We start from the raw sequence: 14,176 nt of genomic DNA, 5'->3' as shown, positions 1-14,176 counted from the left end.
CGTATCTACAGCCTTTATCATTTGTTGGTGAACAGCAAAGCTATTTGTCTTAACTTTATGACGAAAACTTATTTTGAAAACAGTATTAAGTCTGATTAATGGCGTTAATTATTTTAATACCATGCTGCTTGTTCAATTTAAACTATAGCAGGCAAACTGATTTAATTTTTGTATAGATTTATGGGCAATGGGGCTCTTAAACAGTTATCAGTTATCAGTTGTCAGTTATCAGTCAAGAGTATTGTGTTTATCGGAATGCGAAACGCTGCACTATACGCCCTGAACACTGATAACTGTTTACTGTTCACTGTTTAAGAGCCCCATGCCCTCATTTAATATGTGCAATAGTTACACCAGTACCTCCATCAGCTTGTTCTGCTGGTTCAAAATGGCTAACTCTTGGGTGCTGGTGCAAAAAGGCGTGAACACCTTGTCGTAACTTACCCGTACCATGACCATGGATAATCCATATTGGTCCTGTTGCTTCCGATATTGCTTTATCTATAATCAATTCCGAATCAGCAACTCGGCGTCCCCGCAAATCTACCGTATTTTGAGATGTACGAATTGCTGGGGTTACTGCTGGAGCAAGGTTCTTCGGTTCAGATCTAGTTGTGCGGGTTTCTTTTACTACTGGTTCAGCTTTTTGACCATCCAAGGATTCTACATCTTCCAGTAGCACTTTCATTTTCATTAACCCAAAGCGGACGGTTAATTCACCATCTTCATCAGCAACGGTTAAGACTTCTGCTGTTTGCCCTAATTTTGGGACACGGACGCGATCGCCTACTTTGGGAACAAACCCTGTTTTTTGTTTTGGTGGTGGCGGTGGTATAAATTTTTCGGCGATTTTATTTAAAGCATTGGTAGCTTGCTGAGCATCTTGGGCAGTCGGTGTACCTTGTTGTAACCGTCGAATGACTTGAGCAATTTCACTTCTTGCTTGAGATATTGCCTGTTGGACTGCTAACTCTTGTGAAGCTCTTAGTGATTGTTCTCTTTCCTGTAATGCTACGGCTTTTGCTGATACTTCTTTGTAGAATTTCTCGGCTTGACGTAACAAATCTTGTGCTTGTGCAGCTTTAGCTTCTTGGCTACGACGTTGTGCTTCCAACCCAGCAATCACTTGGTTTACTTCGTCTGTTCCTCCTCCTATGTGGGTTTTTGCTTGTTCCACAACTTCTTGTTTTAGTCCTAAGCGACTAGCAATTGCCAAAGCGTTGGAACGTCCAGGAATTCCCCATAGCAAACGGTATGTAGGAGAAAGGGTACTTTCGTCAAACTCTACAGAGGCATTTTCAAACCGCTCATCTTGATATTTTAGAGCTTTCAATTCACCAAAGTGAGTGGTTGCCATAGTTAGCTGGGCATGAACAGATAAATATTGCAGCAGCGCGATCGCCAAAGCACTACCCTCGGCTGGATCTGTTCCTGCCCCTACTTCATCAAGTAGTACTAAAGAGCAATCAGCGACAAAATTCTCATTTTCTGAGTCTAAAGCATCCAAAATTCGACTAATACGACGGATATGCCCTGAAAATGTTGATAAACTTTGCTGTAAGGATTGTTCATCCCCAATATCTGCTAACACTTGGTTAAACCAAGGTAATTCTACTGGTTCGCGAGCAGGAACAAATAAACCCACTTTTGCCATTAATGCTGCTAATCCCAAAGTTTTGAGAGTTACAGTCTTACCTCCAGTGTTTGGTCCAGTGATTGTGACTACTCGTATATGAGGCTGAATCAGCAAATCTACAGGAACCACTTGTGGTCCTTGTTCATGCTGATGTTGCCATACTAGGAGTGGATGACGCAACTGCCTTAAAGTAATGCTCTCGTTTTCCTCGCGGTTAATAAATCGTGGAGGGTTTGCTCCTAGCCATAAACTATAACGCGCCTTAGCAGTTGCCAGATCCAAAGCTGTGGTGATCGCTAACAATCTTTCTAAGTCAAGTACTACTTCCGCTACTTGCTCTGTTAAAGCGCGGCGAATAGCTTCTTCTTCGACTTGCTCTTTCCTTAAGAGTTGTCGTAGTTGATTTCCTAATGGTACGACAGAATTTGGTTCTATATAGAGCGTTGCACCGCTAGTAGATGTATCGTGTACAATACCAGGGATAGCATCTTTTTGCGGCGCTTTCACAGGAATTACAAAGCGATCGCCTCGTTGAGTAATTAACTGTTCTTGAACTGCGCCTGCTTTTGCCTGTAAAATATTGTGTAATTTTTGAGTTATTTGACTACGTAACTGCCGAAGCCCAATACGGATTTCGCTGAGTTTTTGGCTAGCACGGTCAGTAATTTTGGCTCTCTCATCAATACAGCGATGGATTTCTTGCTCTAGTTCCGGATAAGTCCGTAAATCGGCAACTAGCTCATTCAAGATGACCAAATCGCTTTGGTTATCAATAACACGGCGTAGATTTCTTGTACCAGCGAGAGTAGTGGCGATCGCCAACAGTTCATCGGCTGCCAAAACACCTTGGCGTTCTGCTCGCTCTAACGAATCGCCAATATCTTGGATTCCGTCAAACGACAATCCAGAAGTCAGACGGCTTTCTAACTCATAAACTTCCTTAGTTTGCGCTAATAACTGCTCACTTTCTGATTGAGAGTTACAAATATGTAGTTGACTTGCTGCAATTACCCCCAGCTTAGTTGCTGCAAAGGTAGATAGATGCTGGCAAAGGCGATGCCATTCTAGTAGTTCTAAAGTTTCAGACTGGATCAAGGCTTCAATAAAAAAAGGGATTGGGGATTGGGGACTGGGGATTGGGGATTGGGGATTGGGGACTGGGGATTGGGGACTGGGGATTGGGGATTGGGGACTGGGGATTGGGGACTGGGGAAAAGTTCTTTCCCAATACTTAATACAGAATCACCAATCCTGGGCTCAACCTGTTGAATCTTCAACTTGTACAACAAGGCAAAAGTAAAAATAAAGAACTCTTATAATGTGAGGTTTTTCCCTATTTTAGATGGTAGCTTTATTTCTCCTCCCCTGCCTCCCCTGCCTCAAGATCTCCCCCTGCTCCCCCTGCTTCCCCTGCCCCCTGCTAAGAGCCCCCTCTTCCTCCCCCAATAGATAGATTTTGCGCTGAACGATTCAGTTAATATGGGCTTTGTTGCTCAAAACCGCTCCCAATCTCTTCCACAATTTGATAACCTAGCTTAAACAGATTTGGGAACAATAGCGTGGATATTCAAATTGGGTGCAAAAAGACAGCTAGAAGAGCCTACGGAATAGACGAAATTGCTCTAGTCCCTGGTAATAGGACACTAGATCCAAGTTTGGCTGATACTAAATGGCGTATTGGCAATATTGAGAGAGAAATCCCAATTATTGCCAGTGCAATGGATAGTGTTGTAGATGTTCGTATGGCTGTGCAATTGTCACAGTTGGGAGCATTGGGTGTTCTTAACTTAGAAGGTATCCAAACTCGCTATGCTGAACCTGCTCCTATATTAGAACGTATTGCAGCAGTAGGAAAAGAGGAATTTGTTCCTCTTATGCAAGAACTTTATGCAGAACCGATAAAACCAGATTTAATTGCGCAACGGATTCAGGAAATTAAACAACTTGGCGGGATTGCTGCGGTAAGTGCTACCCCAGCGGCGTCAAGCAAATACGGATCAGTTGTAGCAAAAGCCGGGGCAGATTTATTTTTTGTGCAAGCGACAGTAGTTTCTACAGCATATTTGTCACCTGAGTCTATCACGCCATTGGACTTAGCACAATTTTGCCGAGATATGCCAATTCCCGTCGTTTTGGGAAATTGCGTGACTTATGAGGTGGCTTTAAATTTAATGAAAGCTGGAGCTGCTGCGATACTAGTGGGAATTGGTCCAGGTGCAGCTTGTACATCTCGCGGGGTATTGGGTGTGGGTGTTCCACAAGCAACCGCAGTCGCCGATTGTGCTGCAGCACGGGACGATTATCATCAGGAAACTGGTAATTATGTACCAGTTATTGCTGATGGGGGTTTAATCACTGGTGGAGACATTTGTAAATGCATTGCTTGTGGCGCTGATGGCGTGATGATTGGCTCTCCCTTTGCTAGAGCCGCAGAAGCTCCAGGACGAGGTTATCATTGGGGGATGGCAACTCCTAGCCCGGTTTTGCCTCGTGGTACTCGCATTCGTGTTGCTACCACTGGCACTCTTGAGCAAATTCTTAAAGGACCAGCACAACTCGATGATGGGACTCATAACCTTTTAGGAGCTTTAAAGACAAGTATGGGGACTTTAGGGGCTAAAAACATTAAAGAAATGCAACAAGTCGAAATTGTCATTGCTCCTTCCCTCCTAACAGAGGGCAAAGTTTACCAAAAAGCCCAACAACTGGGTATGGGTAAGTAGGGGAGAGGGAGCAGGGAGCTCTTGAGCAGGGAGCTCTTGAGCAGGGGAGCAGGAATTAGTCTTAGTCTAAAACCCCAATGCCCGATGCCCCATGCCCGATGCCCCATGCCCCATGCCCCATGCCCCATGCCCCATGCCCTAACCAAAGAAATTTTTCCAGACTCTTTAAGAAATACTGGAAAAGTCGTATCTGTGACCTACAATAGAGATAGCGGAGACGCATGTTTCCGTTCACTCCTCACACCACACTCCGCCCGAACTTAGTTTGGGCGGTTCCTTAATACCCAATGATCGTTAATAAATTGTAAAGCTATTTGCAAATATATATGCTTGTCTTTCAAGCATTGGGTTTTTGCTATGGTAGAATTTTCAGCAGACTCAAAAATAGTTATAGGCAAAGGTTTGTAGGCATGTCACCAGCGGCACAAGTTACGGACTCTACCTTTCAGCAGGAAGTACTCGATAGTGAAGTTCCTGTTTTAGTTGACTTCTGGGCACCTTGGTGTGGACCCTGTCGGATGGTTGCTCCCGTTGTAGATGAAATCGCCGCTCAGTACGACGGTCAAATCAAGGTAGTAAAAGTCAACACTGATGAAAATCCTAATGTTGCTAGTCAGTACGGTATTCGCAGTATCCCCACATTAATGATTTTTAAGGGTGGGCAAAAAGTTGATATGGTGGTCGGTGCAGTACCGAAAACCACATTAGCTAGCACTTTGGAAAAGCATCTTCAGCCCTCTAATTAAGCAAAAGTAATCATTTTACGTAAGCCTGGGGTTAATATTTGTAAATAAACCAGGAGGCGAAAGTTTCTCCCCTCTATACAACTTTTTAAGTTTGTTGGTTAAGGTGTATTTTAGTAACGCCCAGGCTTTACGTAGATGTGAATGGTTTTGCTTGACGAGTTAAGCTGAATCCTACCCATAAAAAGGAATGGATACGGGATGATTTTTCGATAACAGTCTAGGCTTGGCATAACCAAGGCCTAGATAAAATTTTCCCGCAATTCGCACAGGTTGGCGAGGACTGCCGTCAGCAGCGCCTTAGTTTAGTTGTAAGCAAAGGTGCTTTTTATTGTCAAAAACCTGTGGACTAAAAATCTAGATACAATAGAATGCCATTTTGGCGGCAGTTGACATGAACTCCCATGCGTCGTTTGACACCTTAGAGTCGTTACAAGCAGATCTCGCGGAATTAATTGATCGCTTACCAACGTTAAAACAGCAGCAATTTATCAAACAGGCACTAGCTACCATAGTGCATCTGGCTGATAGTGAAATTGATCGTCTCGATTGGAAGATATTGTCGGCCACTCTAACAGATATGGAGCAAGGGTTCCAGCTCTTTTATCGCTACCGACATGTTCGTAAAGTAACTATATTTGGTTCGGCTCGCTTATCACCAGAAACCCCAGAATACCAGTTGGCGCTTAACTTTGGGAGTCGCATTACTCAATTGGGATTTATGGTCATGACTGGTGGTGGTGGCGGAATTATGCAGGCAGGGCACGAAGGTGCTGGGCGAGAAAATTCCTTTGGCTTAAATATTCAGTTACCTTTTGAGCAGCAGGCAAATCCAGTTATTGAAGGAGATCCTAAGCTCATTCACTTCAAGTATTTTTTCACACGCAAATTGTTTCTTGTCAAAGAAAGTGATGCTATAGCATTATTCCCCGGCGGCTTTGGCACACAAGATGAAGCTTTTGAGTGCATGACCTTAAGTCAAACTGGTAAGTTTGGTCCAGTTCCTGTGGTGTTAATTGATCACTCTGGTGGTGATTACTGGCGCTCTTGGAGCGAATACATTGATAAACAACTGGTGCAAAAAGGTTTGGTAAGTCCCGAAGACACTAGCCTTTACACTGTGACAGATAATCTTGATGTTGCTTGTAATGCCATCACCGATTTTTATCAAGTTTATCACTCTAGCCGCTACGTGGGCGATCGCTTAGTGATTCGCCTTAAGTCTGATATATCAGACGCTGAGTTAGACCAACTTAATACTGATTTTGGCGATATTCTGGTCACTGGGCAAATTGAGAAAAGTCAAGCATTGCCCCAAGAAACCCAAGATGAGACTGTTGGACTACCTCGCTTAGTTTTGTACTTTAATCAACGGGATCTAGGTCGTTTGTACCAAATGATCTCAGTAATTAACAAAATGGGTACTCCTTCGTTACAACAAACAGCGCATCCGGAACGTAAGTAGGGATCTCTTAGCAGGGAGCACAGGAGCACAGGAGCACAGGAGCAAGTAGATCACCATTGCCCTATGCCCTATGCCCACAGTATTTAATTTTTGCGGTTTCTATACAAACCTTTACATGAATATTTAGTTTTCTATCTATTTGATTAAATAAGATAAAAATTAATCTTTTCTTTAGAATCTTGAATATAGTAATATGGTGTAAGGCTAAGAATGAGCGAACACCTATGGAGGTACATACTGTGAATTCTTCAATACTACGTCACTTCTGGTCAATAGTCGAAGACACTCAAAGCACTACCCTTCTCAAGTTTAGTGATGCAGATCTTATCCAACAGTTACTGACTCAGCTAAACAACAAGACACTGCTAAGCAGCGAAGAAATTAGTACCATCAATGATTACATTACTTTAAAAGTACCACTGATTCGAGATTTAGCTCTCGCACGTCAGGCTTACTAATTAGGTCAAGCCAAAAATAATGGTTTGGACAAGGAGGGGTTACCCACGAGATTTGTGAGATGATAGACATTCTCAAGACTACCTTTTGTAGTACTTGAAACGAGTTTTTTGGAAAACCAACCCTACAGACCTAAGTAGCACGAGAAGTCATTTGAAACTCTTGAAGTACTCCTTGACACAAATTGTGGGGCAGTAGAGTTGTCAGTGTTAAACTTCATTGCGAGTTAAACATATAAACGCAACATTATGATAATTTTCAGTAATGTAAGTTAGTAAAGAAAATTATAGTCGCAAGGAGAATAAAGTGGCAATGGAATCCAATGTATTAATGAGTGCAGACGTAGTACGTGAAGATTTCAGCGAATACGTTGCCCATCTACAAGTTCATATGGCGCTGCAGGCTCGTAATCTGGTTCCACCCCTAAGACAATCTGTTGAGGATAGTCGAGAGCAACTCCTCCATCAGACCCAAGCTCATTTTGAAAAGTTAGCCTCACGACAAGCCGTTTAAAGGCTCAAAACTGTAAAATAAATGTTAAATATAAAATAGAATAGAGACTTAAAGCAGATTGTCTCAGGAAAACCATAAATAGGCGTTCTCAGCAATCTGCTTTTAAGTTTTTTAAAAAATCGGTTATAAAAAACATATAAAAATCACCCTTCAGACTTAATGGCAGAGTACACAAAGCCGTTAAGATGATTGCATCAGCTCCTCTATATCCCAGTTACTTAAGGCTGAATGGCGGCTTGAATGAAAATGACTTCATTACTTTCCCGAAATCTCAGCGTTATCATCCGACAAGTCCAACATCGTGACTTAGACGGAATTGAGCGCCTATATCAAGAGTCATTTGCAGCTCACACCCCCAAGGGAGCTAGTGTTGTTACACGGCAAATGCAATGGCTACGCCAGTGGTATGGCTTACTGAAATTTTTGAGTTGGTTCCCTAACCCATTAAAATACAGGTTTTGCGCTTATGTAGCAGAACAAGGTCGTATCCTTCTAGGAATGATTAGAGTTTCACCCTTTAACCGCACACGCACCACGTGGCGAGTTGAAAATGTAGTGCTAGATCGTTCTGTTGAAAAGCTTGGGGTAGGTTCACAACTTTTGCGTCATTGCTTTGAGTCAATTTTGGAGGCTCGTACGTGGATATTGGAAGTAAACGTCAATGACACAGATGCGCTGGCACTTTATCGGCAAAACGGATTTCAACGCCTAGCAGAAATGACGTACTGGGAAATTAAATCAGATTTGCTAGCTGAGTTGGCACGCTCAGAGCCAGACTTACCAAATTTACTACCCGTTAGTAATGCTGACGCTCAATTGTTGTATCAACTAGATACTGCGTCAATGCCTCCTCTAGTGCGACAGGTATTTGACCGCCAAACGCAAGACTTCAAAACTAGTCTGACGGGGGCCATAACTGATGCTATAAAGCAGTGGGTAACCAAAACAGAAGTAGTAAGCGGCTACGTGTTTGAACCCCAACGCAAAGCCGCAATCGGCTATTTTCAGATTACCCTGAATAGAAAAGGCCAAGAGCCATATCTTGCAGTATTGACAGTTCACCCTGCTTACACTTGGCTGTATCCGGAGTTACTATCTCAACTCGCTCGGATCGCTCAAGATTTTCCCCAACAAGCTTTACATTTGACTTCGGCGGACTATCAGCCAGAAGGAGAAGAATATTTAGAGCAAATAGGGGCGAGTAGGATAGAACATACATTAATCATGTCTCGCTCAGTATGGCACAAGGTTCGAGAGTCTAAATTTGTTTCCTTAGAAGGAATGCAATTGCCTGAAGTGCTACAAGGTTTACAACCAGCACATAAACCCATACCAGGGGGTATGTCATGGATTCAAAAAACCCAGCAGGTTTCTAAAGATAGAGTATTACAAACTAATCAATCAAAAGAAACCAATAGTGCATTTTCTCGAAACAACAGCAAGCTAGAAGCCTCTTGTCAGCCTGAACAAGTTGACGCACAGCAGGAGTAGAGTGTGATTTTTGAAAAGGAACAAGGCGAAGATAATCGTGTAGTGATACAGCCTAATCTTGGAGGAAACTCTAAGGTTCCACGAGAGAACGGCGTTGATGAATCAACACATGAACGAATAAATGAAAATGTGGTACATGAATCATCTTCGCCCACGTTTTCCCCAGTTAGCCTTGTTCCTACCCACTCTAAAGAGAAGCAGCAGTCTAAGCAATTTGTCTCTGCTTTGGGCTTAGATGTAGGTAGCAAGCGCATTGGCGTAGCAGGATGCGATCGCACTGGCTTGATTGCTACCGGACTCACCACAATTGAGCGCACGTCCCACGAAAAAGACGTGGAAGTCATAAGACAACTGGTTAATGAGCGCCAAGTCCAATTACTAGTTGTTGGATTGCCTTATTCAATGAATGGTTCAGTGGGATTTCAGGCAAAACAAGTGCAAAAGTTTGCAAACCGACTTGCTAAAATTCTTAACCTGCCTGTGGAATATGTAGATGAGCGATTAACTTCATTTCAAGCAGAACAGTTGCTAATCGCTGAAAAACGTTCACCATCCCGTAATAAAGAGTTAATTGACCGTAAAGCGGCATCCCTAATTTTACAACAATGGTTGGATGCAAGACGGACAAAGTATAAAAGTCCCAGTTAGGTACACTGAATAATGCTAGTATTTAGCATGATATTCTGAAACTGTTTAAGCCAGATTTACTGTTACTTGACTGTTTTCAACCTCTTAATAGGTGGTTAATACATCTCCACAGTTGCTGGCAATTATAAAGTCCCATAAGACGGCTATGTTTTCCCCTCAATTTCCCGAAGAAAATGATAATGCTCATGCAGGTTCCATCACCTTGACGGATGATAAAGGACGAACACTTGAATGTTACATTGAGCATTCGCTATCAGTCGATGAACAAGAATACGTTTTGCTTCTGCCTGTTGATTCACCTGTAGAAATTTTTGCTTGGCAAGGTGAGGAAGAAGAAGAAGAAGCTATTCTGGTAGAAGATGATGCGGTAATTGACCAAATTTTTGGCATAGCCCAAGCCGTGCTATCGGAACAAAACTTAATCCTTAATAATACAGCTTATGCCCTAACAGTTGCTGGAGAGTTACCCCCAGTAGAGGAATCAGAGCTTTTTACCCTAGAAATTGAAGATGAAGGGGCTGATTTAGAGCCAGAGCAATTACAGCTACTAGCCAGCTTTTATCATGAAGAACAAGAGTATGCAATTTACACTCCCCTCGATCCCCTGCTATTCTTTGCCAGAATATCAAAATCAGGTAAGCCAGAGTTACTCTCTCCAGAAGAGTTTCGTCAAGTGCAGCCTCTGTTAGAAGAGCATTTGTTTAATGAAGTCGAATAAAAACAGAAATTCAAAAGCCACGATTAAAAATTAGAATTTTGATGTGGCGCAAAGAATTTTGAACTTTTCGACGAGCACGGACTTTTAGCAGAAATTTTTAACTATTCTGACGAAGGCAGTGCAAAAGTCTTAACAATCCCCTTGACTTGAGTCTGGGGAATGTCACATTCTCCGAATAATTGACCATGGGATGGAACAATATCTTACAGCCTGACTTGATTTTGGAGGGTTCAGTGTTGAACCTTACACCAGAGATTATAAAAAAATACGAACTCAAAGGGCTGGTGTTAGATGTGGATGAAACTTTAGTACCAGTAAGAGTAGCATCGGCTTCGGTTGAATTGCGACAATGGGTAGAAGAAATCCGCTCTTGTACAGAGCTTTGGTTAGTAAGTAATAACTTGAGTGAAGCTCGTATCGGTGGAATTGCCCGCTCTCTTAACTTACCTTACTTCTTAGGTGCTGCAAAACCATCCCGTCGTAAACTAAGGGCAGCACTAAAAATGATGAACCTGCCAGTAAATCAAGTCGCTATGGTGGGCGATCGCTTATTTACAGATATCATAGCCGGTAACCGTCTGGGCATGTTTACAATATTGGTCGAACCTATCATGCACCCAGACGTAGCTCTTCGTTCTCACCCTATACGGAACTTTGAAGTTTGGGCGTCCGAAATTTTAGGCGCTTCTATTACTCCTAAGAAACGAAGGTTCACAAAGCTTGACAAAAAGCTAGGAAAGTAAAGGTTAAGAAAAGATTAAAAATAATTCGATTGATTCAAAAGTCTGAGATTATTGTAAGTATAAATAACATGGGGTCAAGCAAAATAAAGACCCAAGCAAATAACAAGTACATATAAATTTGTAAAGCGTCAACCTTCAATTTATAGAAGGTTGGCGCTTTATGTTAAAGAAGGAGTCAGGAGACAGGAGTCAGAATTCAGAATTAATTTCGCCCCTTTATTCATCCACAAGTAAGACAAAATTTATACGTTCATTCTAGGAACACCCAAATTTTTCACAAGAAGTCCGAGCCGGAAGGCTCACCCACCGCGATCAGCGAGCAAGATGCTCGCACTACGAAATGATAAATTCAAATATTGAGGAAGCTCCCCTCATTCTTTCTCCTGACTCCTGACTCCTGACTCCTGAATTCTTTTATTAAACAATGTCTCAAACAATAGTCGTCAAAATTGGTACTTCTAGCCTGACTCGACCAGAAACAGGACAGTTAGCACTTTCCACTATTGCTACATTAGCAGAAACCCTCTCAAACCTCCGCCATCTTGGTCATCAGGTGATTTTGGTTTCCTCTGGTGCGGTGGGAGTTGGTTGTGGGCGATTGGGCTTAACGGAACGCCCGAAGGCGATCGCACTCAAACAAGCAGTAGCCGCAGTAGGACAAGGTAGATTAATGCGGGTGTATGACGATTTATTTTCCACCCTCCAACAGCCAATAGCCCAAGTTTTGCTTACCCGTACCGACTTAGTGCAGCGCAGCCACTATCTCAACGTTTACAACACCTTCAAAGAATTACTCGCCCTAGGAGTTATCCCTGTGGTGAATGAAAATGATACGGTAGCAGTAGAAGAACTGAAATTTGGCGACAACGACACCTTATCAGCTTTAGTTGCCAGCCTAGTAGAAGCAGATTGGTTATTTTTGCTTACGGATGTGGATCGACTTTACTCAGCGGATCCTCGTTCTGTACCAGATGCCCAACCAATTACTCTTGTGAATAGCATTAAAGAATTAGCTGAACTACAAGTACAAACCGGTACTCAAGGTTCTGGGTGGGGTACTGGCGGTATGTTAACAAAAATTTCCGCAGCCCGAATTGCCACAGCCGCAGGTGTTCGGACTGTAATTACAGAAGGAAAATACCCAGGCAATATAGAAAAAATTTTACAAGGAGAACCTATAGGCACTCGCTTTGAACCAAAACCAGAACCAACTTCTGCCCGAAAACGTTGGATCGCCTATGGTTTATTGCCTGTAGGAAAATTGTATTTAGATGAGGGAGCAGTAAAAGCTATTTCTGAGGCTGGTAGATCATTATTAGCTGCTGGTATTATCACAGTTGAAGGAGAATTTGATCCCCAAGAAGCAGTCCAATTGTGCGACAAAAACGGTAACGAAATAGCCAGAGGACTCGTGAACTACAGTAGCAGCGATCTGCAAAAAATTCGTGGTCGTCATTCCCGTGAAATTTCTGCTGTTTTAGGTTACGAAGGTGTAGAAACCGTCGTTCACCGCGATAATTTAGTTCTCACTTAGTACCGCATTTTGGTTCGTAGTTGCGCTTTAGCGCTAACTCACAAGTACAAACAATAACCAAGAAGTACGCCTAAGCAGGGTTTTTGTCTCAAAAAACCAAACTTTTCTGACTACTCAAAAATTTACTCATTGTCCACATCTGTAAATATAGATTCTAAATCCCGATAACCGCTAACTACGCGCACAATCACAATATTATCTTCAAAAACTCGATAAAAAATAATGTAGCCATTCAAAGGTATTCCTCTCAGGCGTGAGTCAAACTTGGCGTAACTTCGTCCTATATTCGGGAATTGGGCTATGTTCTGGCACTTCTTGTTAAATTCTCGAATAAATCTTTCCCCAGCATTGATATTACGAACGAGAAAATAATCTAGAATCTCATCTAAATCAAGGCTTGCTTCCTTGGCAATAAAATATTCCATTATCCTTGATTTTCACGAGCCTTGCGTAATTTTTCTTCCAGTCGCGCCATCACCACTTGACCATGTACTACATCTCCACGTTCGATAGAAGCTAGCCCTGCTACTAGTTTTTTCCTAGTTTCTTCTTCCCATTCCTGATAACCTTTCTCCCATTCCTCCAGCAACTTCAATGCTTTAATGATCACATCTTCAGCATTTTCATATCTACCTGTAGCGATTTGGGTTTGTATAAATTGTTCGTATTCCTCTTGCAATTGGATATTCATAGTTTTTACCTCAACAGAAAGCCATTGCAGCGTTAAATTGTGAATGCGTCTTTACCTCATTTTACGAGCAACAGCGCGATCGCGTATTGCAAGCAGGCACGAATATCCTCGACTTGCAAATCAGGGTTCTCGTTAAAATGAGGACTTTCGCCCCTTTTGAAAGACTTTTTGGTTTGCGGTAAAATAAATACATATTTTTTTCAGGACACTTAGCATGTCTTCTAAAAAACAGGGTTGGCTTCGTACATCAAACCTGATCATAGGCTTGCTTGGCTTGTTAATAGCGATCGCTAGCTTCAGCACTGATTGGTTTCGGAATTGGACTCCTGAACTATTTCGGCAAACTCGCTTTTCCTGTACCTTACAACTTGATACCCAAAAGGGAGGAGAGGTATGGACAGTGATGTATCGTAATGATAAGGAAGTAAAACCTTGGTTGAGGATGGTCAACAGCTTTGGTGATGGCTGGGATACCCGGACACGATGCGACGAGATAACGAAACGTTTGGAAGGCTTCCGCCAAGATGGTTTATTAAGATTCAGTTATCGCACTGACCCCAAGACACCCAAACAAGATGTAATCTGTGTTCACACTAAGCTTGATCCCCAAAATTGTAATCTATTAGTGACGCTTAAGCCAGGTGCTGACGGCTACGACTCCCTGCGACGGATGACTATGGCTATACAAAATGGTACGACGGTTGACCAAGGTTCTGGTACTAGTCAAACTCCCAACTCGTCGTTTGTTAGTGTTGAGGGCTTATTAGCATCTGACGATCTTCAAGCTGGAGCATCTGTTGGAAAATAAAATAGGT

General features: G+C 42.5%; 14 protein-coding genes. 11 read left to right on the top strand and 3 right to left on the bottom strand.

Features of this window, described 5'->3' with window-relative positions; translation table 11 throughout:
• Window positions 1–328 precede the first annotated feature (328 nt).
• Entirely contained in the window at window positions 329–2,731 is a 2,403-nt protein-coding gene (locus tag G4P69_RS25890; protein WP_208342341.1) for an endonuclease MutS2, read from the bottom strand.
• 464 nt (window positions 2,732–3,195) lie between these two features.
• On the opposite strand from G4P69_RS25890, the gene G4P69_RS25885 reads away from it, so the two are divergent.
• The 10 genes from G4P69_RS25885 to proB all read left to right on the top strand — a co-directional run bounded on the left by G4P69_RS25885 (window position 3,196) and on the right by proB (window position 12,670).
• A complete protein-coding gene (locus G4P69_RS25885; RefSeq protein ID WP_208342339.1) occupies window positions 3,196–4,359 on the top strand; it encodes a GuaB3 family IMP dehydrogenase-related protein in 1,164 nt (387 codons plus the stop codon).
• 410 nt (window positions 4,360–4,769) lie between these two features.
• Window positions 4,770–5,105: a thioredoxin gene (trxA, locus tag G4P69_RS25880; protein WP_208342333.1), complete on the top strand. Its 336-nt coding sequence runs from the start codon at window positions 4,770–4,772 to the stop codon at window positions 5,103–5,105.
• Window positions 5,106–5,496: 391 nt separating this feature from the next.
• Window positions 5,497–6,567 (top strand): LOG family protein, encoded by a 1,071-nt coding sequence (locus G4P69_RS25875; RefSeq protein WP_208342326.1) that lies wholly within the window; start codon window positions 5,497–5,499, stop codon window positions 6,565–6,567.
• Between the two features lie 239 nt (window positions 6,568–6,806).
• The gene (locus tag G4P69_RS25870) at window positions 6,807–7,025 is read left to right on the top strand and encodes a hypothetical protein (RefSeq protein WP_310834507.1); all 219 of its coding nucleotides are present in this window, start codon (window positions 6,807–6,809) and stop codon (window positions 7,023–7,025) included.
• Window positions 7,026–7,335: 310 nt separating this feature from the next.
• Window positions 7,336–7,536 (top strand): hypothetical protein, encoded by a 201-nt coding sequence (locus tag G4P69_RS25865; protein WP_208342323.1) that lies wholly within the window; start codon window positions 7,336–7,338, stop codon window positions 7,534–7,536.
• Between the two features lie 246 nt (window positions 7,537–7,782).
• A complete protein-coding gene (locus tag G4P69_RS25860; protein ID WP_208342321.1) occupies window positions 7,783–9,027 on the top strand; it encodes a GNAT family N-acetyltransferase in 1,245 nt (414 codons plus the stop codon).
• 225 nt (window positions 9,028–9,252) lie between these two features.
• Window positions 9,253–9,675, top strand: coding sequence for a Holliday junction resolvase RuvX (ruvX, locus tag G4P69_RS25855; protein WP_243902437.1), 423 nt, complete (start codon window positions 9,253–9,255; stop codon window positions 9,673–9,675).
• Window positions 9,676–9,820: 145 nt separating this feature from the next.
• Window positions 9,821–10,393 (top strand): DUF3727 domain-containing protein, encoded by a 573-nt coding sequence (locus G4P69_RS25850; RefSeq protein ID WP_208342319.1) that lies wholly within the window; start codon window positions 9,821–9,823, stop codon window positions 10,391–10,393.
• A 185-nt stretch (window positions 10,394–10,578) separates the two neighbouring features.
• On the top strand, window positions 10,579–11,136 hold the full coding sequence (locus tag G4P69_RS25845) for a YqeG family HAD IIIA-type phosphatase (RefSeq protein WP_208342317.1): 558 nt from the start codon (window positions 10,579–10,581) through the stop codon (window positions 11,134–11,136).
• Between the two features lie 424 nt (window positions 11,137–11,560).
• The gene (gene proB / locus G4P69_RS25840; protein ID WP_208342315.1) at window positions 11,561–12,670 is read left to right on the top strand and encodes a glutamate 5-kinase; all 1,110 of its coding nucleotides are present in this window, start codon (window positions 11,561–11,563) and stop codon (window positions 12,668–12,670) included.
• A 122-nt stretch (window positions 12,671–12,792) separates the two neighbouring features.
• Here proB and G4P69_RS25835 read toward each other — a convergent pair whose 3' ends face one another.
• Together G4P69_RS25835 and G4P69_RS25830 are read right to left on the bottom strand one after the other, a co-directional pair.
• On the bottom strand, window positions 12,793–13,095 hold the full coding sequence (locus G4P69_RS25835) for a type II toxin-antitoxin system RelE/ParE family toxin (protein WP_208342313.1): 303 nt from the start codon (window positions 13,093–13,095) through the stop codon (window positions 12,793–12,795).
• Entirely contained in the window at window positions 13,095–13,361 is a 267-nt protein-coding gene (locus G4P69_RS25830) for a type II toxin-antitoxin system ParD family antitoxin (protein WP_208342305.1), read from the bottom strand. The genes G4P69_RS25835 and G4P69_RS25830 overlap by 1 nt, the downstream gene beginning before the upstream one ends.
• Before the next feature lie 214 nt (window positions 13,362–13,575).
• Here G4P69_RS25830 and G4P69_RS25825 point away from each other — a divergent pair, with 214 nt between their 5' ends.
• The gene (locus G4P69_RS25825; RefSeq protein WP_208342303.1) at window positions 13,576–14,169 is read left to right on the top strand and encodes a COP23 domain-containing protein; all 594 of its coding nucleotides are present in this window, start codon (window positions 13,576–13,578) and stop codon (window positions 14,167–14,169) included.
• Window positions 14,170–14,176 lie beyond the last annotated feature (7 nt).

The organism is Aetokthonos hydrillicola CCALA 1050 (assembly GCF_017591665.1).
GTDB lineage: Bacteria > Cyanobacteriota > Cyanobacteriia > Cyanobacteriales > Nostocaceae > Aetokthonos > Aetokthonos hydrillicola.
The sequence above is the reverse complement of the archived record's forward strand: the minus strand, read 5'-3'. Positions and strand labels throughout refer to the sequence as shown.

Bases quoted from the DNA above. Each gene is read 5' to 3' on its own strand.
- trxA (WP_208342333.1), top strand. From the start codon at position 4,770: ATGTCACCAGCGGCACAAGTTACGGACTCTACCTTTCAGCAGGAAGTA.
- G4P69_RS25875 (WP_208342326.1), top strand. From the start codon at position 5,497: ATGAACTCCCATGCGTCGTTTGACACCTTAGAGTCGTTACAAGCAGAT.
- G4P69_RS25865 (WP_208342323.1), top strand. From the start codon at position 7,336: ATGGAATCCAATGTATTAATGAGTGCAGACGTAGTACGTGAAGATTTC.
- G4P69_RS25860 (WP_208342321.1), top strand. From the start codon at position 7,783: ATGACTTCATTACTTTCCCGAAATCTCAGCGTTATCATCCGACAAGTC.
- G4P69_RS25850 (WP_208342319.1), top strand. From the start codon at position 9,821: ATGTTTTCCCCTCAATTTCCCGAAGAAAATGATAATGCTCATGCAGGT.
- G4P69_RS25845 (WP_208342317.1), top strand. From the start codon at position 10,579: ATGGGATGGAACAATATCTTACAGCCTGACTTGATTTTGGAGGGTTCA.
- proB (WP_208342315.1), top strand. From the start codon at position 11,561: ATGTCTCAAACAATAGTCGTCAAAATTGGTACTTCTAGCCTGACTCGA.
- G4P69_RS25835 (WP_208342313.1), bottom strand. From the start codon at position 13,095: ATGGAATATTTTATTGCCAAGGAAGCAAGCCTTGATTTAGATGAGATT.
- G4P69_RS25830 (WP_208342305.1), bottom strand. From the start codon at position 13,361: ATGAATATCCAATTGCAAGAGGAATACGAACAATTTATACAAACCCAA.
- G4P69_RS25825 (WP_208342303.1), top strand. From the start codon at position 13,576: ATGTCTTCTAAAAAACAGGGTTGGCTTCGTACATCAAACCTGATCATA.